General features: G+C 47.4%; 13 protein-coding genes. 5 read left to right on the top strand and 8 right to left on the bottom strand.

All coding sequences use genetic code 11. The features are described 5' to 3' along the window. The first annotated feature begins 382 nt into the window (after positions 1-382). Both P9L94_12460 and P9L94_12455 read left to right on the top strand, forming a co-directional pair. Complete coding sequence (locus P9L94_12460; GenBank protein MDP8244890.1) at positions 383-2,407, top strand: acetylxylan esterase; 2,025 nt, start codon at positions 383-385, stop codon at positions 2,405-2,407. A gap of 129 nt (positions 2,408-2,536) precedes the next feature. Then, complete coding sequence (locus P9L94_12455; protein MDP8244889.1) at positions 2,537-3,538, top strand: aldo/keto reductase; 1,002 nt, start codon at positions 2,537-2,539, stop codon at positions 3,536-3,538. A 264-nt stretch (positions 3,539-3,802) separates the two neighbouring features. Here the strand turns inward: P9L94_12455 and P9L94_12450 are convergent, their stop codons facing one another. From P9L94_12450 to P9L94_12420, 7 genes are all read right to left on the bottom strand, one after another. Beyond that, complete coding sequence (locus P9L94_12450; GenBank protein MDP8244888.1) at positions 3,803-4,636, bottom strand: glycerophosphodiester phosphodiesterase family protein; 834 nt, start codon at positions 4,634-4,636, stop codon at positions 3,803-3,805. A 493-nt stretch (positions 4,637-5,129) separates the two neighbouring features. Next, on the bottom strand, positions 5,130-7,922 hold the full coding sequence (locus P9L94_12445) for an FG-GAP-like repeat-containing protein (GenBank protein MDP8244887.1): 2,793 nt from the start codon (positions 7,920-7,922) through the stop codon (positions 5,130-5,132). Between the two features lie 228 nt (positions 7,923-8,150). Next, positions 8,151-10,028 carry a hypothetical protein gene (locus P9L94_12440; GenBank protein ID MDP8244886.1) on the bottom strand — a complete coding sequence of 626 codons (1,878 nt, stop codon included), beginning with the start codon at positions 10,026-10,028 and terminating at the stop codon, positions 8,151-8,153. A gap of 262 nt (positions 10,029-10,290) precedes the next feature. Then, positions 10,291-11,559, bottom strand: coding sequence for an ABC transporter permease (locus P9L94_12435; GenBank protein ID MDP8244885.1), 1,269 nt, complete (start codon positions 11,557-11,559; stop codon positions 10,291-10,293). Then, the gene (locus P9L94_12430; GenBank protein MDP8244884.1) at positions 11,556-12,269 is read right to left on the bottom strand and encodes an ABC transporter ATP-binding protein; all 714 of its coding nucleotides are present in this window, start codon (positions 12,267-12,269) and stop codon (positions 11,556-11,558) included. The genes P9L94_12435 and P9L94_12430 overlap by 4 nt, the downstream gene beginning before the upstream one ends. Continuing rightward, entirely contained in the window at positions 12,262-13,788 is a 1,527-nt protein-coding gene (locus P9L94_12425) for an HlyD family efflux transporter periplasmic adaptor subunit (GenBank protein ID MDP8244883.1), read from the bottom strand. Before P9L94_12425 ends, P9L94_12430 begins: the two co-directional genes overlap by 8 nt. Next, positions 13,775-15,652, bottom strand: a complete 1,878-nt coding sequence (locus tag P9L94_12420; protein MDP8244882.1) for a TolC family protein — start codon at positions 15,650-15,652, stop codon at positions 13,775-13,777. The genes P9L94_12425 and P9L94_12420 overlap by 14 nt, the downstream gene beginning before the upstream one ends. A gap of 154 nt (positions 15,653-15,806) precedes the next feature. On the opposite strand from P9L94_12420, the gene P9L94_12415 reads away from it, so the two are divergent. Genes P9L94_12415 through P9L94_12405 form a run of 3 tightly spaced genes read left to right on the top strand, consistent with a single transcriptional unit; the run spans position 15,807 to position 17,945 of the window. Next, positions 15,807-16,349 carry an RNA polymerase sigma factor gene (locus tag P9L94_12415; protein ID MDP8244881.1) on the top strand — a complete coding sequence of 181 codons (543 nt, stop codon included), beginning with the start codon at positions 15,807-15,809 and terminating at the stop codon, positions 16,347-16,349. A 16-nt stretch (positions 16,350-16,365) separates the two neighbouring features. Beyond that, a complete protein-coding gene (locus P9L94_12410; protein MDP8244880.1) occupies positions 16,366-16,803 on the top strand; it encodes a hypothetical protein in 438 nt (145 codons plus the stop codon). After that, the gene (locus P9L94_12405) at positions 16,803-17,945 is read left to right on the top strand and encodes a hypothetical protein (protein MDP8244879.1); all 1,143 of its coding nucleotides are present in this window, start codon (positions 16,803-16,805) and stop codon (positions 17,943-17,945) included. Before P9L94_12410 ends, P9L94_12405 begins: the two co-directional genes overlap by 1 nt. 52 nt (positions 17,946-17,997) lie before the next feature. Here the strand turns inward: P9L94_12405 and P9L94_12400 are convergent, their stop codons facing one another. After that, entirely contained in the window at positions 17,998-19,587 is a 1,590-nt protein-coding gene (locus tag P9L94_12400; protein MDP8244878.1) for a glycoside hydrolase family 31 protein, read from the bottom strand. Positions 19,588-19,811: the final 224 nt, after the last annotated feature.

The raw sequence follows: 19,811 nt of genomic DNA, 5'->3' as shown, positions 1-19,811 counted from the left end.
CGCAGTTTCAAAACTCCCAGACCGTTTGATTGTTCGGTGTTGTCATTGAATCTATCAAATTATGACTGAGACTGCAAATAACGCAGATAGGTTCAAAAGAAAAAATCAAAAATGGCGACTGAAGGCGCCTCTCTGATGAGAAATAAGGTTCATCCGGTAAGTGAGTACTTGCATTGATGGATGGTCATGATTTTGATTACGAAAACGTATTCAGGCATGGGCGCTCCCAGAGTTACACCCATGCCGTACGCAACGAAAGACCAGAAATTTTTGAGATGGCTTCATGTGTTTTGTGATAGGATCAGGGCAATCATCGTCCGAACGCTATCTGGATTGGCAAGGAATGAATATCGCGTGTTAACTTGTGAGGAGATTCGGAAACATGTATAAGAAAATCATCATTTCGTTGTTGGTATTGAATGTTATTATGTTAGCGCAAAGCAAACCGCTTCAAATTGAAACCAAACCCATATTTGACCAGAGCAATAACATCCGACAATATCTGATGCGCGCCGCCAGCGAGATTACTCACAATTCACTCGCTGACATCAACACGCTAGAAGACTGGGAACGCGCGCGCGAACAGCGATATCAAGAACTGACCGGAATGCTCAGCCTGCATGACGTCCCCTTGAGCGGCGAGCGACCTCCTTTGAACATCAAAGAGATCGGCGTGATTCAAAAAGATAATTACAAGATCATCAAACTCTATTATGAGTCGCTGCCCAATCTTTATGTCCCCGCCAATTTATATGTGCCCAATACCATCAACCACAAAGCGCCAGCGATTTTATACCCCTGCGGACATTCGCGAACTCAGAAAGTCAGCTACCAGCCGCATCCACGTAAATTCGCTGAACTGGGTTTCGTCGCGCTGGTCTTTGAGACCGTTCAATGGGGCGAAGTGTATGGCAGCCATTGGGGATGTTACGCCGAAGGCCAGTTTCAATGGTATAGCCGCGGCTACACCCCGGGCGGCGTCGAACTCTGGAACGGCATCCGCGGTATCGACTTGTTATGTTCTCTCGATTATGTCGATCCAGACAACATTGGCGTCACGGGCATTTCGGGCGGCGGCTCGCAGAGTTGGTATATCGGCGCGATTGACCGCCGCGTCAAAGCGGTCGCCCCGGTGTGCGGGTGTTGTACGCTCGAGTCGCATATTCGCCAGCGCATGGTCGACGGGCACTGTGACTGTATGACGCCGATCAACACCAAACTGATTGACTATCATGACATCGGCGCTCTGATCGCGCCCCGGCCTCTTTTGATTGGTCAGGCCGACCGTGACGGCCTCAACTCATTAGAGGGCGTTAAACAGAGCGTGGCGTATATGAAAAAGATTTATGAATTATACGGCGCCGAAGACAACATCAATCTTGTCGTAACGCCGGGCGGTCATTCGTATCACGAAAAGTCGCGCACTCAAATCTTTTCATTTATGATGAAACACCTGATGGGCAAAGACGTTTCGCCAAACGAAATCGGCGATGTCGACCAATCAGAAGATTCGCTTTTAAGCGAAGATGAACTCAGGGTGTATGTTGACGGCCCGCCTGCGGACGACCGCACAAAGACCATTCAAGAAACCTTTGTCAAAGTCGCAACGCCGCCTGCGTTAAAAACGGTAGAAGATTGGAACAAGCATAAATCGCATGTGATTGAGTTTCTGAAAGACAATACGTTTAATGCGTTCCCGAAATCGCCTGGCGACTTGTCGCTTCGAATGGAATACCGCTCGCGAAGCAACGAAACCAGCGGCATGAATGATTACACTTTCGTCCCTGAAGAAGGATTTCGCCTGACGTTTGAATGGAACTGGAAAGAAACCAAAACGGAGAAAAAACCCGTACTGCTCGTTTTGCGCAACCCCAACGAAAAGCGCTGGGCGTCAGAGAGTTTCTCAAACGGCTTGCGCCCTGAATGGACGCGCGCCTACTTACAGGTTCGCGGCGTGGGCGAGACGAGTTGGAGCCAGGGTTTGCAGTGGCACGTGAGGCGCGCCTCGGCGTGGACGGGGCGCACGGTCGCGTCGATGAGGGTGTATGACGTGTTGCGCTGTATTGAAGCATTGCGGTCGATAGACGAAGTTGACCCTGACAAAATTGCGATTGCCGCGCGCGGCGAGATGGCGGCCGTCGCGATGTACGCGGCGTTGTTAGACGGGCGGCTTGAGTCGGTCTATCTTCAAAACCCGCCCGCCACACAAAACGCCCCTGGCGAAACGGACGGGACCGGGCCGGCGATTGAAATGTTAAACTGCTTGCGGGTGACCGATCTGCCCCAGGTGGTTGGTTTTCTTTACCCAACAAAGGTCCAACTCATGGGCGCCGTCGACGAAAACTATGATTGGAGCCTCAACCTGGCTAGCCAACTTGGCTGGAAAGACGCGATCCAAAAACACTGAAATGCGATCACGTTTGGTATCCATTCAGATATCAATCTGCATTCAGTTTATGGAACAATTCGTTTGAAAAGCAATTAACGGTGCGGTAGTATTTGTCAATGAGAAATTGAATCATGCAGGAGAGAGCCAATGAGCTTCAACCAAAAGAGTTTGCCAAATCATTTAGATCGACGCGAGTTTCTAAAACAATCGTCAGGCGTGGGCGCAACCCTTACCCTGAGCGCTCAAATGGCCAAGGCCGATGAAGGCTCCCCCTCCGACGCCATGCCGATGCGCGTATTAGGCCGCACTGGAGCCAAAGTGTCGATTTTAGGGCTTGGCACTGCCCCGGTAGGTGAAGGCCCCGTTGACGTACAGGAAGGCATTAAAATTTTCAGGGCTGCCATTGACCGCGGCGTTAACTATATTGATACAGCCAGAAGTTACGGCAATGCAGAAGAAATATTGAGCCATATTGTTCCCCAACAGCGCGACAAACTCTTTCTCGTGACCAAGGCATGGACCGATAGCGGATCAAAAGCCGAGTCGCTATTGAGTGAATCGCTGCGGCAACTCAAAACCGATTATATTGACCTGGTTCACATTCATCATGTCGGCGGCAAAGACATCGATAAGGTGTTGGCCAATGACGGGATACTCGCCTATCTCCTCAAACAAAAAGAAGCAGGCAAGATCCGCTTTATTGGAGTGACGTCACACTGTCGGCCCGACCGGGTTGTCCGCATGATCGAGACCGGTCAGATCGATGTGGCCATGACTGTAATCAATTACGCCGATGCGTTTACCTATGATTTCCACAAGAAGATATTGCCCGCCGCCCAGAAGCACAATGTGGCGCTGGCGGCGATGAAGGTTTATGTCGGGATCAAGGGCGGTTTCCCCAATCACCGTAAAGGATATGTCGGATGCGTGACTCCTCAGGAGCGCATGCCGCAAGCGATGGCGTACGCTCTTGATCTAGAACGAGTCGAAGTCGCCGTTGTCGGGCCTTATACTGTTGAGCAGGCCATTCAAAACACAGAAATCGCCAAGCAATATCAACCTCTGACGCCCCAACAACACACAGCGTTAGTCGAAACGGGCAAACAAATTGCGCCTGATCTGGGGACGCGCTACGGCCCGTTAACATAAGGATGGCGCCGCGCAAATTCAAAAATCACTTTTATGGTCCATCTGGCAAGTGAGTAATTATATTGCTGGATAATCATAATTTTGATTCCGAAAACGTATTTCGGCATATCAAAAATCGACCAACCAATTCAGGCATGGGCGCAACTCTGGGAGCGCCTGTGCATAAGGGCATGATAGCCCGCACCGAAGCGAGCAGAGATGTACCCATGCCTGATCGTTCTTGTGCGGTTCCAAAAACCTGAACCAAATTAATTCTGAAACATGCTATCGATAAATGGGAACCAATGGCTTGATTCCTAACTCGGTTTGAATTTTGGTCATCATTGCTCCAGGGTCGTTTACAAGCGGGAAATCAATTCCTGCGGACAGTAATTCACAACAGATTTCGGGAGTGTCTGCGCGATAATAGTTTATGCGAATTTTATGTTTTCTTAATTTGGATATGACTTCAGAGAAAACGGCGCCGTCTCCAAGAAGCTGAATGAACTGCGCCTTATGATGAATCGTTTCATTTGCATAATCCATGGTATTCCGTTGCCTGTCCATGTTGCAAATTTGTATACCAGGACTAATCTCTCGAGCGCTTTGCGCCGCCATTATACTGCATGCAAGAAATGACTGGCGCTGACGTTTTTCTTTCAAAATCATTTTGGCAACACTTGCAACTATTTTCTCTCCATCTTTCAAATGGATATTCAGCCAAATATTCTCTGGCATAATCTGCAAGGTTTCTCTGAGAGTCGGAATTCGCGTTCCTTTGAACTGTTCTCCCTTCTTTATTCCGGCGTCTAATTTACGAAGTTCACTTAATGTAAGTTCAGAGACTTCGCCGTTTCCATCTGTCGTGCGATCAACCGTAGAGTCATGCATAACAACTAAATGACCATCTTTCGACGCCTGCACATCGAATTCGATCATCTGCACGCCGAGTCTTATTGCTTCACGAAAGGCAGGCAATGTATTCTCCGGGTGAGTATTCATTGCTCCCCGGTGAGCGCAAATTCCACGCTCAGGCATTTGTATTGGAGTGAAATCGCTGCTCGCTCCTAAGTGAATTACAGCAAAAAATAAAAACAACAATTGAAATACACGATACATTTTATTCCTCACTAAATTGTCAACCTGCGCTGTGGGATATTGTTACGATTTGATCACGCTGCATCAAAACCCTCGCTTACTTCATTCTTCTTTGTTGACAATGAATCTACCAAAAAACAGTTGAGATTCCAAACAATATACAGGTGATAAATCATAAAAGGAAACCAAAGCAGGTTTTTTGTTGAGAATAACTTTCCGATATATGAAAAAAGGTTCATCCGGTAAGCGAGTGCCTCCATTGATGGATGGTCATGATTTTGATTACGAAAACATATCCCGGCGTATCAATAATTGACAAACCAATTCAGGCATGGGTGCAACTCTGGGAGCGCCTGTGCAAAAGGGCCTGAAAGCCCGCACCGAAGCGAGCAGAGATGTGCCCATGCCACATGCAGCGAAATCTCAATTCAATGTATAAAAAAAGCATCCAGAAAGTAAAAGCCCTAACGCGAGCAGAGTTCTTGCAGAGTTGCACCCATGCCACATAGTGACGTTAGGACCGTGTGGTTACGATCAAAGTTTGATTGGTTGAAACATCCGAATACGTTTGCGGAGGCCGGGTAAGCCAGTGGATTGTAATTTTTTCAACTTGGTCTATTTCGCCAAGACCGAAGTGAAGCGTTTGAGAGTTTTGAGATAAATAACTTGAGCCGCCATCGACGGTACGCGTCCACTGTTGGCCTTTGTGTTCGATAAAGACGCGAACTCCGAATGTCTGGGCGGATGTTCCGTTTAATTTCACTTTCAACCAATTGCCTTGGCTTGATTGGTTCTCCAATAACCGGGGCGAATCGTCGATGCAATTGATGACGATATCCATATCGCCGTCGTTGTCATAATCGAGCAAGGCGCTTCCGCGGCCGGCGATGGTTCTTGCCGCGTCAAATTCTAACTTCTCAGAACGAAAATGTTCGCCATCTATATTTTGATAAAACGAAACGCCTTGGGTATAACTCCGGTCGTTGTTGAGCTGGGCAACCTGGGGGTAGGTATGCCCGTTGACTGTATAAATATCTAAAAAACCGTCCGAATCAAAATCACAAAAGCCTGTTCCCCACGTGGTCAACCAATGGGATGGCGATGTGAGTTTCGACGGGCCGGTTACATCAGTGAAAAGTACGCCGTCTTTGTTTTGAAAAAGCGTATCAGGCTCTTGTTCGTAAGCCGTCACAAAAATATCAATCAGCCCATCGTTATTGTAATCGCCGGTTGCGACGCCCATGCTGGCGCCTTCGCGGCCTGATTCGTTCACAGCAGCGCCGGAAACGAAACTGGAATCTTCAAAGCGCCCTTTACCGTTATTGAGCAACACATGGTTATAGGTTGAGTCGTTCGCCACATAGAGGTCGAGGTCGCCGTCGAGATCAAAGTCAGCCATTGACGCGCCCATCGCGCGGCCTTCCGAAATATTGATTTGGCTTTGCTGAGAAACGTCTTCAAATGTTCCATCGCCTTTGTTGAAGTACAAAAGGTCATTCTGATAATTAAGCCCCATCGGCCCTCGCATGACGTCTATGCCATGATAGCGGTCGCGCAGGCTGCCGTGTTGTTTGGGATCGAATTCAACATAGTTGCCGACATAGAGGTCGAGGTCGCCGTCGAGGTCGACGTCACCGAATACCGCCGCCGCTGCGTAGCCGTTATGGCTCACCCCCGCGTCTTGGGTACGTTCGGTAAATGAGCCGTCGCCGTTGTTCATGTATAGAACATCAGCGCCGAAGTTGCCAACAAACAAATCAAGCCAGCCGTCGTTGTTGACATCGCCAAACACAGCGCACATGCCCCAGCCCGTGTCGCCGACATGCGCTCGCTCTGTCACATCAACAAAACGCCCGCCGTCATTGCGAAACAAACCGTTGCGCCATTGACCATCATCTTCATTCAAGTCGGGCCTGCCATTCACAAAATAGACATCGTCGTCGCCGTCGTTGTCATAATCGCCGACCGCAACGCCAGACCCCATTGCGTCAATGATCCAGCGTTTATCTTTGTGCCCCATCCGGTGTTGAAAGGCGTCCAGGCCGGATTCATTAGACGCATCCCTAAATTGAAATGTCTTTTTTGCTTGAACATTTAAAGTCGATTGCCCGGTATTTTCTTTCTTATCTATCTTGCTTAATGCGGCGCCTAAAGCAGCGAAGTTTGGCGAGCCTGGAAATTTCTCTTTGTATTGATTGTATAAATCCAGGCTGCTCTCAGTATCTCCTGTCCCCAAAAGCGACCACCCTTTTATTCCAACAAAGCGCTCTGTTTGCGTGATGGTTGAATCTGTAATTTCGCCAAGAATTGAAAGACAATCCGGGAACTCTTTTTTTTGGTAATGCAATTGCGCCAGCGCCATTCGCAGCGGGTCGTTCAGCAAATTATTTTTATTCAGGTTCGTTAAATACTGCATGGCTTTTTCAAACTGGCGAATCGACAGCAACTCTTGCGCAAGAACCGTGCGTTGTTCGATTGGAATCGTGAATGCGTTTTCATACATGTAGCGCAATTGACGATATTGATCGGGGTTCCACGCTCTCATTGTCTGAATAATCTCTTGCAAGCGCGAGAACTCGTCCTTGCGGCCCAAGCGCGATAATGGCGTACGCAACGCAGCATACGCTTCTCGAAAGAACGGATACGCATTGATGGCTTCGCTCAAATATTGAACCGCCTGCTCATCATTGCCCAGCCGGGTTTCGAGTTTTCCTAACTCGAACAGCGACCGAAAATGCTTGGGGTTCGATTGAATAACTTGCAGCAGCGCGTTCTTCGCTTTTTCATTTTCGCCTTCTTCCGCCCAGATACTGCCTTGCAGAAACAATGTATCAGGGTGATTGGCGTCTTGTTCAAGAATATGTCCAATGCGTTGTTTGGCTACATCTAAGCGGCCTAGGGTTCGCGCGATGGCGGCGCACTTGTATTGCAAATTCAAATCGATGGGCGCGGCGGCCATCGCTTCGCCGCTGACTTTGAGCGCTCCGCTTTCATCCCCCGTTCGCCATAACGCCTGCGATAAGAAAAATAAAAACTCCGGGTTGCCCTCCGCCTTTTCAGCGATCAAACGCAATAGAGAAATCCAATCGCCTTGCGGGGAATGTTGACTGATGAAAGTGTGCAGTTGTTTTTGTTCAGGGCCGGCCAGTGGGCCTTGAGACTGGCGTAGGATTTCTTCTGCTTCGGCCAACTCATGTTTCTGAATCGAATCAATGACTGATTGGATATCAACAGTTTGCGCTGTCACAGCGATGGCAATGTACAGGTAAAAAAAAGAAACCAGAGCCGACAATGCAAACTGTTTCATTCCGTCCACTTTCATTCAATCTAGAGCGATTGACAAAATACTGTGCGTTAAGCGCGCCCGCAGCCTGCCTGCCGCAGGCAGGGGCTCAGCGATAGATACAGTGATGAAAACTCAATCCGCACAGTTTTCTGGCAACCACTATAAAATCTCTCAACCTATTTTAGCATAATGAAAAGCGGGGCCTGCAAAGGCCCCGCTTGGTATCGCATCCGTTCACAATCAGGCGCATTAATACACAGACCAGTTTGGAACAGGCGACGTCTGCAAGCTCGGGATGGTGAATGGCTCAGATGTTAACTCGCCGACATTACCATCGCCGGATTGGTTTGAATCAACGGCATAGTTTCCGTCAACCCATGAGATCACATCATTGAGCACGTTATGTAACGCATCGCCGCCGACATTGTCCGGCGTCGCCGACAGCCAACTGTCGAAATTCATAATCTCACTGTCTTCGACCCAGTTGTTTAAAGTGCCTTCTTCGAAGTCAGAGTTGGGGAACGCCAAGTCTGCGCTGTCTCCGTCCCAGAAATAAAAATCGTCAACGCCCATCCAACCCCAGCCGCCGGTTTGTAAGTCGGCGATATAGAGGCGGGCGGTCAAGCCCTGGTGCGCCTCATCAATGTACATGCGATATTCAGGGAAATGCCATTCATCCAACTCGCCGCGTTGTTCGCGGTTCCATGACATCCCTTGGTTTTGATTGCGATAAACAAAATCGTCGGCGTCTTCAAACGCGCCGTTGCTGTCGACATCGACTTGCATTTGGATCGTGCTGAACACACCCATATCGTCAGGGTCGGCGGGATCGGGGGCCGAATCAATTCGGTTGCTGACCTGGGCTGAATTAAAAGACAAAAACACGCTGCTGTCCGCCGCAGGAACCGGTTGAATCACAAAAACATCCGAACGTAATTCGATTCCAAATTGAAGCCCTTGGTCGTTCGCTCCATCAACGAAATTTCCAGAACCGACCCAAACAAAATCAGAGCGGGAAAAATCACCGCCGGGACCGGCGAAATATGTGAACACTGCCTCTGGATCATCGCCGAAGTTGTTTATCGTCCAGCCGGGCAATCCACCGCTGGGATGAGTGGTTAACGGACGAACGCTGGTTCCGTCAAATCCTTCCGGGACAACGCCGCCTTCGAAGCCGTCTTCAAAACCGCCGTTAACAATCACACTGTGATCATAATTCATGCGGATCGCATCCAATGAAATCGCATGTGATTCGGAATTATCGACTGCGACAAATTGAGCGCGGCGGCCTTCGAGGCCGGAGGTATTGATCACAAAAACTTCATGAGCGCCGTCAGCGTTTTGCCAAAAGTAGCCATACAAAGGAACATCGGTTCCCGCAGTAAATTCACCGTCAGGATCAGCCGAGTCGGTTCCGACGTCAACGTAGACATAGGCGCCATTATCGCTGCCGTTGAGACCTTCGATATCCCATCGGGACGAAACCGGCCCAGCGTAGGTTCCATAGATGAAACTGTTAACTGGTTCGAGAGCGAAAACATCCGACTCCAACACAACCGTACCTGCGTTGCTGGTGCTGAGATAACCGCTGCCATAAGGCGCCGCGCCAGCGTTTTCAGTGATTAAATCAGCGGCAGTCATATCACCGCTGGCAACCGACCAACCAGCCAAAGACGCGTCTTCAAAAAAACCGTTAGGAACGCCGTTGGGAATGGTGACGCCGTCTGCGTTGTTCAAGCGGATCGCGTTGATAGCGATGTAGTCTTGCGTATTATTGTCACGAATTTGAATGCGCGCTTCTTCTCCAGCGTATTGTTCCAGGTTAATGATGATGGTGCGCCAGTTGTCGGCCGAAGGGGATTCAGCGTCAAAATCGCTGACGCCTTTGGTCGTGGTCCACAACCCGGTGACGGATGTATCTTCAGAAAGCCAATATTCATAGCTGCCGTCAGCGCCAACATCGACGCCGATATCAATTCCATCTTGCGCCCAAAACACATTTGCGTTAGACGCGACCTGTAAAACGAGAAAACAAGGGTTATTGCCAGTGTTGTTGGTTGCAGAATTCGATAGTTGAGGCGCCGCAAGTAACAATGCGATAACTATCATACTGAAATAGCGAATCATTTGTTAATTTCTCCTGTAGATCAGTTTGATGTGTTGACAAAGAAGGATTAGGCATCAATGTTTTGATTTTATTAGCAAGCACAAATAAAATCGATTTCCACTATCATACAACGCTAGAAGACTTTCTGTATACTTTTTTTTGATTGCTAATTAAATCACCGGTTATTTTTAGTTTGGTGGAGGCGTTCTATGGCGCGATCTTGCAGCGTAATCATTCTTTTAAAGTCGAATCGGCTACGAAGAATCTCATTTTTCGCAGGAATTATTCATGTCTCAGCGCGATGATTGGGTCTAAATTGGCGGCGCGAATCGCGGGATACAGCCCAAAGATGATCCCAACGCTCAGGCTGATCCCAATTGAAAGAATGAGGCTCTCAATCGTTATCACGGTCGGCATATTGGCGAAATGGGTAATGGCTTTTGGAATCAAAACTCCGACCATCGCCCCCACGAGTCCTCCGCTGACAGATAACGTAATTGTTTCAATCAGAAACTGCCGGATAATTTGTTTTCGTTTCGCGCCGATGGCCCGTCTGACGCCGATCTCCCGGGTGCGTTCTGTCACCGCCGCCAGCATAATGTTCATGATGCCGATGCCGCCGACCAACAAACTGATGCCTGCGATGGTTCCTAAGACGATATTAAATGTTCGCTTGGTTTGACGCGCTTGATTGAGCAAAGCAAGAGGTACATTAATTTGATAATCAGACTGTTTGTGAAACCGATCTAATACATATTCAATTCCAGCAGCTGCACTCTCGACATTTTCTAAGCGGTCAACTTGGACAATAATTTGATGGAGTTCAACTTTTTCACGGATTTCCGCGCCAGCCGTTCGCTTAAGGGTGACATCGCCGAAACGGTTTCGAGCAACATTGATGGGCATGTAAGCGTCGATCTGTTGATCTGGGGTTTGAACATTACTGCCTTGGCTGCCTTCGCTTTGCACGATGCCCGCCACTTCAAATACAACGCCGCCAATACGCAAGTGGGCGCCGATGCTTTCTTCGGCCGCAAGCAATCTGCGGGCGCCGTATTCAGTCAAAACAACGATTTTCGAATGCGTTTCTAAATCACTCCCGGTTAATGTGCGGCCTGCGATGAGATTTCGCTTGACCAGATCAAACCAATCCGGTGTTACGCCTAACACTCGGATATCCAGCGTACGCGAACCCAACTGGGCTTCATTGCGCACAATTTTCACGGGGACTGCCTGAGTAATATGAACAAAACTATCTTTGATCCGGGTATGATCGGCGTACTTTAATCCATACACATTCATCCGCGCCAATACTTCTTTTGATGTTTCACTCTCGATAGGTTTGATTGTATTAATAATGATGTTGTTGCTGCCCAGTTTTTGTATCTGCTGCATCACATCCTGGTTGGCCCCCTCCCCTACCGCCAGCATGGATATTACGCTGCACACGCCGAACACGATCCCCAGCATGGTTAGCAGTGAACGTAATTTGTGGTTCATCAAATTCTTGACGCCCATTTGAACTTCTACAAAGATACGGCTGCTTTTCATTCAAGCGCCCCTTCGGTTCGTTCGACTTTTCCGTCTTTCATGTATAACTGTTGTTTGGTATAGGAGGCGATGTCATGTTCGTGAGTCACCATGATAATGGTCTTGCCTTGCTCATTCAGGCTGCACAACAAGTTCATAATTTCTTTACTGGTTGCAGAATCGAGGTTGCCGGTGGGTTCATCGGCTAAAATAATTTGGGGGTCATTGGCCAGCGAGCGGGCGACCGCCACGCGTTGTTGCTGGCCGCCTGAAAGTTCAGATGGAATATGTTGAATCCGGCCTCCCAATCCGACCGATTCAGCGAGGCTCCTCGCTTTTTCGCGGCTTTGTTCTTCGTCCATTTCCTGGTAATACAATGGAAGTTGAATGTTTTCTTCGACCGTTAATTGTTGGATCAAATTAAAACTCTGAAAGATGAAGCCTATTTTACGAAGACGAATTTCACTGAGTTCATCATCCGCCATATCCTGAACAGCCGCCCCACCCAGGACATAGTTGCCTGCTGTCGGGCGATCAAGGCAGCCCAATAGATTTAATAACGTGCTTTTTCCCGAACCACTCGCCCCCAGGATGGCCCAAAAATCTCCTTGATAGAAAGAAAGATCAACCTGGTTCAATGCATGAACTTCTTGGTCGCCCATGGCATACGTTTTTGAGATCGCTTGAAGTTCTGCTTCGATTTCAGATGTGTTGCGTCTCTCTTTATTCATTGGTTAAACTTGCAATCGTTTCGGCGGTTGCGTTTGACTCATCTTCGTTTTGAAAATTTAGCGGCGGTTTTAATAAAACATACTCGCCTTCGCTTAGCCCTTCTTTAATATGGACCATGCTGTTGTTATCGAGGCCGATTGTTACTGGACGCGCCTCGACCGTGTTGTCGTTTCTAACAAAAACAGTGCTTACGCCATTCACTTTCACGACCGCTTGAATCGGCGCATAGACTGCGTTTTCATATTCTTCGACAACAATCTCAACCATGCAGCTCATCCCATTACGCAGCGACTCTGATTCGCCCTGAATTTCGATGTCAGTGCTATAGACTTTCAAATTGGGGTTTAAGTATTGCTGTCGTTGATTGGGCAAGTGAGATACTTTGTTAACGACGCCTACGAAATTCGCGCCGGGCAAGGCGTCGACCGTGATCTTGGCCGGCTGGCCTTGTTTAATTTTATTTAAATCCGTTTCTTGAATCAGAATATCAATGTTGTAATCTTTCGCCGCCGTCAAAAAGATAATCTCACGCTCTTCATCGACCAGAGCGCCAACCCGAATGCGGTCTTCGTCGTCCTCCCAATCTTCAATGACGCTCGATGCGTATAACGCCAAGCCGTCAATGGGGGCGTATATTTTTGCTGCTTTGATTTCTGTCTCTAATTCGCGCACATATCGGCTTTGACGCTGGACGCGCTCTTGTCTCCAAAAATAGCGGGCGGACGCCTCAACAATATTCGCCGACGCCCGGCTCTTAGTCCGTTCGGATTCCATCTCATTCTGTTTTACATCGCTATTCAATTGGTCGAGTTGTCGAATGTGCGTGTAATTTTTAAGCAACTCAAAATCTTCTCTCGCCAAATCCAAATCTAATTCCGCCCGTTTTGCGGACAATTCATCTTGTTGGAGCTCCGATTCGGCGAGATATTTCTTTTTAAATAATACTTCTGACCACTTCAAATCGTCTTTTGCCAACGCATATTCTTGAGACGCGAGAGTAATTGCGACTTCCGCTTCTTTAATTTGTTTTGGATATTCGCCTTTCAAATATTTTTTCAGGTCCTGCTTTGAAAACTTAAACAACAATTCTGCTTTTTCAATATCCGATTGCGCCTGATTTCTCACAATATCGAGGTTCTCGCGGGAACTAATTAATTCGGCCTCATCGTTCTGAAGATCAAGTTGTTGAGCAACGAGGCGTTCTTCTTTTGCAGAAGCGTCAAGCACAGCGATCAGGTCGCCTTTTTTGACTTCAGCCCCTTCAGCAATAATCGAAACAATTGTGGTGTCGTCATCTGTATCGTTCCGTAGGATGACTTCATCGCGCGGTCGAATCGTTCCTGATTCGACTACGCTAATTTTTAGCGGCCCTTGCTTCACTTGAAACACAGGGACATTAATCAAATCAGGATTGATCGAACCATTCGATTGCATTGAGGTATAACCAAAACCTGCAGCAACGCATAATACCGCCAGCACGATCAGGATTCCCGCTTTATTTGATTTAACTTGACTCATTGGAATTCATCTCCGGGTTGTATTCTTGCCAGATTCCTTCGTGGTTGACTTTTAACACGCCTAGGTCGCGTTGCAATTCGAGTTCGGTAATCCGGTAGTTCACCATTGCTGATGTTAAAGCATTTTGAGCGGACAAAAGGTCTTCTTGCGCGTCTAATAGATCTCGAATTTCGATCCGCCCGGCTTCCATAAATAATTCGGTGCTTTGAACGCGTTGCTCAGCGAGGTTAACGGAGAGAACTTGAATACGCAGACTCTCTCGAGCATCGACCAAAATTCGTAACTGATTTCGAATATCAAGTTTGATGCGCCCCTCGAGTTCTTGCAGGTCGCGCACCGAGCGCTCTAGGTCAATGTAACTTCGTCTAAACTCGATGGCCTCGCGAGTTCGCTCTGTGGGCAAGTCTACGGTGAGTAGCGCGGAATAAAGGCCGCGGCCCAAATCTAACACTTGTGAATCAGCGCGGTCAGCAGAACCGATGCCGCGGCTTTGTCCGGTTGATACGCTTCCAAACAATGTGATCTCCGGTCTGAGCCCGTCCGCTGCAACGACAACTTTTCGTTGAGCGTCATATACGCGGCCCTGCACCGTCCTTAAATCCAAGCGGTTTTCAAATGCCAACCGGATCGCTTCGATTGGTTCGATCTCCATCTTACCTGCGTTACGGCTCGTCGGCTCCTGCAACACAATCGGCGCGTCCGCAGGAGGCACTTCTTCATCTCGTTGTAACGAGGTGGCGCCTGCAATAATGGTTTCAGATGACTGCGCCAACCGAACAAACTCATCCCGGTTTAATTCAATCGAGGCATCAATCGGCAGGCCCAATTCATACTTAAACGAGTCGATTGCGTTTGCATACGCTTGGCGTGAACTGACCCAGCGGTTTCGCGCAGACAATTCGTTCTGATAGGCCTGATCGACTTCAACAGGTGATATTTTTCCTGTCCGTAAATTCATTTGCGCGCGGCGCGCGGACGTAATTAAACTTTTATAATTTTGCTCAGCATTTTTTACTTCGTCGATGCGTTGAAGAACGGATAAATATTCGTCCGCAATCGAAACCGCAAATGACCGCTTGAAGCGTTCGAATTCATAAATGGCATACACCATATTCCGTTGCGCTTGGGTCAAAGGCTCTGCAACAATATGGCGGCCAGCGCCGCGAAGCAACGGGACCGTAATCGAAGCGTCGCCGAATAACGATTTTGATGAGACGCTGCCCGGGCTGAGAAGCATCGCCAGGTCCCAACCCAATTGGGCGGAGAGTTGCGCGCCGGATAAGAACGTCTTGCTAATTGATGGATTGAAACCCGCGCCAAAATTTTCGGTCACAATTCCATCGGGCGAATCAGTATCTGTCCGGTCGTTCTCATACTGCGCGTCAATGCCATTAAAAAAACTGGCGCGAAATTGTTCTTCTTGCAGATCAAGATTGAGCGCTTCTTGAAACACTTGCTCTTTTTGGCCTTGGTATTCACGGCTATTTTTCGCAGCAATCTGTAGCGCGTCAACTAAGTTGAGTGAAATGGGTGAAGTTGCTGCGGTTAAGATTTCAGAAACCGTTGCCGGGGTTATATATCCATCGCTGGGCCAGTGTTCAATCGGTTCTAGATGATTCACGTTGATTGACGCCGGGTGAGAAAATTGAATCGGTTGGGATTGCATGATTCGTTGCCGCAATTCGATTGACGGTTTTTCAACCGTAAACGGTTCCGATTCACCCAGATTGGCTCGTTGATACTCTTGTATTGCTTCGTAAGCAGCGCGGTCTACTGATTCACGGTGATGTTGTGTAGAACACCCGGCAAACAAACAGATAACAATAAAATAAGCGGAAAATTGGTTACACAATTTAAAATTCATTTAGATCGCAATCCAGCTATTTGATTTCTTTACCTTAAACGCTGGTGAGAGAAAAACGTTCCCAAATATGTGAAATTCCTATAACCTATTGTTTTTAGGAACGTTTTTTTGCTTGAATCGTTATAGATAGGAAGATGCGATTACAGGGTGAAATGTGAACAATCTGACTGACGATCAACTCGTAATACTGTGTAAGACAAATAACGCCGCAGCCGGAAAAGAGCTGTTTGTTCGATATGCGTTGTTTCTATACCGCCTTGCCTATCGAACGACATTGTGCAAAACCACATCAGAAGAAATAAGCCAGGAAGTATGGCTTAAAATTTTTCAGAATTTGAACAGATATCAAGAAGGCAGTTCATTTAAATCATGGTCGGCTTCAATTTGTTATAATCTGTGCGTCGACCATATTCGCCGATCACAAAGACAGAAAAATTTGGATGTAAACCTGTTAACCCAATTGTTATACCCCGCCCAACTCATCCCGATCCATTATGCCGAGCAAAATGAATGGCTTGAAAAAATCATTCAACATATCCAAGACATGCCCGAAGCCTTTCGGACGGCTTTTTCTCTACGTTACCTTGAAGATATGAAATATCAGGAAATTGCAGAAATTATGAATTGCCAGGTAAAAACCGCGCGCACACGCGTCTTTCGCGTCACGGAGTCATTACGCGAACAATTTTCTGTTTAGCTACTGGGGAATCGCAATGAAAGACATACAAAATCAAATCAATCTTGAGATGAAGAAACGGTTTGATTCCGCCTTGGATGAAAGCGTCTCTTCTGACGAAGTGAACCAATTTCGCAGACTGTTCGAACAATCCTGGTCGCGCCGAACTTTTTGGGGGCGCATCGCTGGCAAACCATTGAATGTTTTTTTGTTGGGAGCCGTCATTGTCTTCGTTGGGATCGGAACAAGTTATTCTTTGATGCTAAATAAAAACTCACAAGAGACAGGCTTATATGCTGGCCCGGTCTTGATGCCGGGGCAACATATCGTCGATGACCCCGGCCTCGTTGCTTTGTTTCCCAAAATAGAACACCCAACCTTAATCTCGAATCAATCGTCAGATCAGCCAGAGAAAAGCAGTTTTATGATTCATGGCTATTTAGAAGATGATATTCAAGTCGTCTGGAAATATTGATGAAGACGCTTCTCGCTGCCGTTGTTCTTCTTTTGTGTTTCGTCGTTTTTACGATGAATGATGCGCCGATTGTTTCATTCAATGACGCTGTTGCGCAAGACAGTAAACCAGAAGACTCCGTTCCCGAAGAATTACTGATCCGAATCTATACAGCGCCTTCAACATTTCAACCCGGTTATGTCGAAATTCTTTCTCAATTCATTTCATTCAATCATACCATTCGCTATCCCGATTCTGCGATCAACGATGAATTAATTGCTAGCGCATCAATCACAAAAGAGACGACCAGCGAGCAGCCCTCGCCCACCTCACCCGTGCAATATGACGTTGAAAACAATTTCATTGTTGTTTTAGCGACTGACGCTGAACACAAACAGATCCAAAACTTCTTATCGAAACTTCAAAACCCAATCAAAGAAGACGCGCCTGTTCTATATCGCCTGGCGTTTGTTGAGCGTGATATCCATCCAAAATTAAAGAACTATCCCTTTGAATTTTCGATCTGGGGTAAATGTTGGGACGAAGGCCGAACAAGAAACAAATACCCTCGCTGGCTAATCAATCATAGAGAAAATTTTGAAAATTTATTATTCCGTGAGGTTGAAACAGACCGCGAAGACAAGATCACAAAATTTGAAGTACATGGGTTCGCGAGAACGCGGCAAGAAGCAGAACGAATTACGGAATATGTGAGAACCTCAAAAAATACTGATTCTGACTCAAAAATTAAAGAACATCATTTTATGAAAGAAAGTATCGAAAATTTAAACAGTGAATTAAGCCAAATTTTTCCAAAAACAAAACTCGATTCGATAATTCGCTCATTGCAAAAAACCGAAGTGTACCAAGTTGAAACGGAAGCAATGCTCGCCGCAGAGAGTTCGATACCCGGCTTCTTTCGTACAATTCTTGGGGATAATTACGCTGTGGAGGTGCAATGTAAGTCGGGCGTCGCTGAAGACGAAACGTTTCGGGTTGAAATTCATGTATACAACAATGGAGATGAAGGGTCGGAGAAATTTGATAAAAAATATCTTCATCTGTCTACATCATTACTCACGACATTCGGCCAGATAAACATGATTGGAGTCCGCCACAACGATGACCGCTATATATTGCTTTTTTCGATGGAAAAAGTGTAACCAAAATCCACAATGATACACTCAAATATCTTAAGAAAACCGGCTCGAATGATTAGTTGATTTTTCTAAACCAGGGCAGCCGCGTGAGCGGCGCATCAACGGTTGTTGTACTAGGCCCTTGCACGACCATTCCGTCGTCTCCTTGCCACTTGCCTTCAGGGAAAACGATGGTTCGCGTCCGGGCGCCTTTCTCAAGAACGGGCGCAATGAGTAGGTTTTCTCCAAGAAGAAATTGGTCCTTAATCTCCGCATAGCCTTGATGGGGATACTGATATTCCATGTGGCGCACCATGGGTTCGCCCGACTCAGCGGATGCTTTGGCGATGGCGAGAATTTCCGGCCCCATCTTCTCATGCAGCAAAGCCATGTCGCGACAGATGGCCATGTTTTCTTCGTTTAACACGCGCCACGGCGCGACGGAGAATTGCATCATCGGCATCAATGCAGAACATTGAGCGGAACGAACGATCAGTTCCTGATCGAGTGGTTTGTCGGGGTTGTTATAGAAGTAGCTATACTCGCCGCCTCCTATCATATCAGGGCATATAAACGCGTAGCCCATTATGCTTAACGCCAAGGCGTCGGGAACAAGTTGACCAAGGTCGCGCCAGTTGTGGCCTTTATCCCGAAGCCGTTGCGCCAGCGGTTGTCCCGCCATCTTCCAACAAGCGCGGTACTCATTCAGTTTGAAGGGCAATCCCAATTTAGCCCAGCGCTCAGAAAATTCGTTTGGGTTAATCGTTTCATTGGCAATGATATTGGGGTCGGTATAGGCTCTCGCGTCACCCGCATCGAGTTTGAAACCATCGGCGCCATATTCATCGACCAGATATTTGAGACGGCTTTGAAAATACTCCACCGCTTCCGGGTTTGTAAGATCAAGCGAGGCGCTATAGCCGTTCCACCAGCGGCATAAGTAGGCGCCCGTGCGTTCATCCAGTAGGAAATAGCGTTTTCTGTTTAGCAAACGAAATGTTTCGCTGTCCGGGCTGAAGTACGGACAAATCCACAACATCACTTTAAACCCAAGACCGTGCAAATGCTCCATCATCCCTTTTGGGTCTTGAAAACGTCCCGGGTGAAAATCCCACACGCCATAGTCTTCCTGCCAATTGTCGTCGATCATCAACACCCCTGCCGGAAATCCATTGTCGATGATGTCGTTTGCGTATTTGCGAATTCGGCCTTCGCGTTGATCGTAAATTAATTCAATCCAGGTGTTGTATTGGGGTTTAATGAAGAGCAGTTCATCAGGCAATTCGCCTGTGCTTGGAAAGTATGTTTTGCTTACATGCAGGAATGCGTCTCGCAGCGTATCGCCAGACTTGCCCGACTCGATTTTTCCCGCAATTGATTTCACTGTAAGGCGATTATTATCGAATTCAAATTCAAAAGGCTCTTCGCACCAAACATAGCGGCCTTTGTTTGATATCAACAACGGTTGCGCCTGGTTGCCTTGAGTATCTCCGTATAAGTCTCGATCAAATTTCGACTCGCCATAAGGCATCGCACGGCCATCGGTGACGCATCCGCCCCAGAATTTCTCGCCATCGAATAGTTTAATTTCTAATTCATCGGCAATTGTTATTAGGCCAAATAAATTCAGAGACGCAACAATTACAAGCCAGCAGAATGTTTTCATTCTAAATATCCTCCAGGGTACGCCATTGAGAAGCCTTGCGAGCCAAAAGCCCTGATGCAGTATGATTTTCAGTAACGTCAATCAATTTCTCCGCCTTACGATTCACTTATTCGAAAGTCATCTTCCTTTTCTAAGTCTTGATTCTCTATATACACTTTAATGGTTCTTCCGGTATTTGGATACTTTATCACAAATTGGATTTCGTTTTTTTGACACTTTTTTGT

Source organism: Candidatus Hinthialibacter antarcticus (genome assembly GCA_030765645.1).
GTDB classification, from domain to species: domain Bacteria; phylum Hinthialibacterota; class Hinthialibacteria; order Hinthialibacterales; family Hinthialibacteraceae; genus Hinthialibacter; species Hinthialibacter antarcticus.
This window is presented reverse-complemented; position numbering and strand designations above follow the sequence as displayed.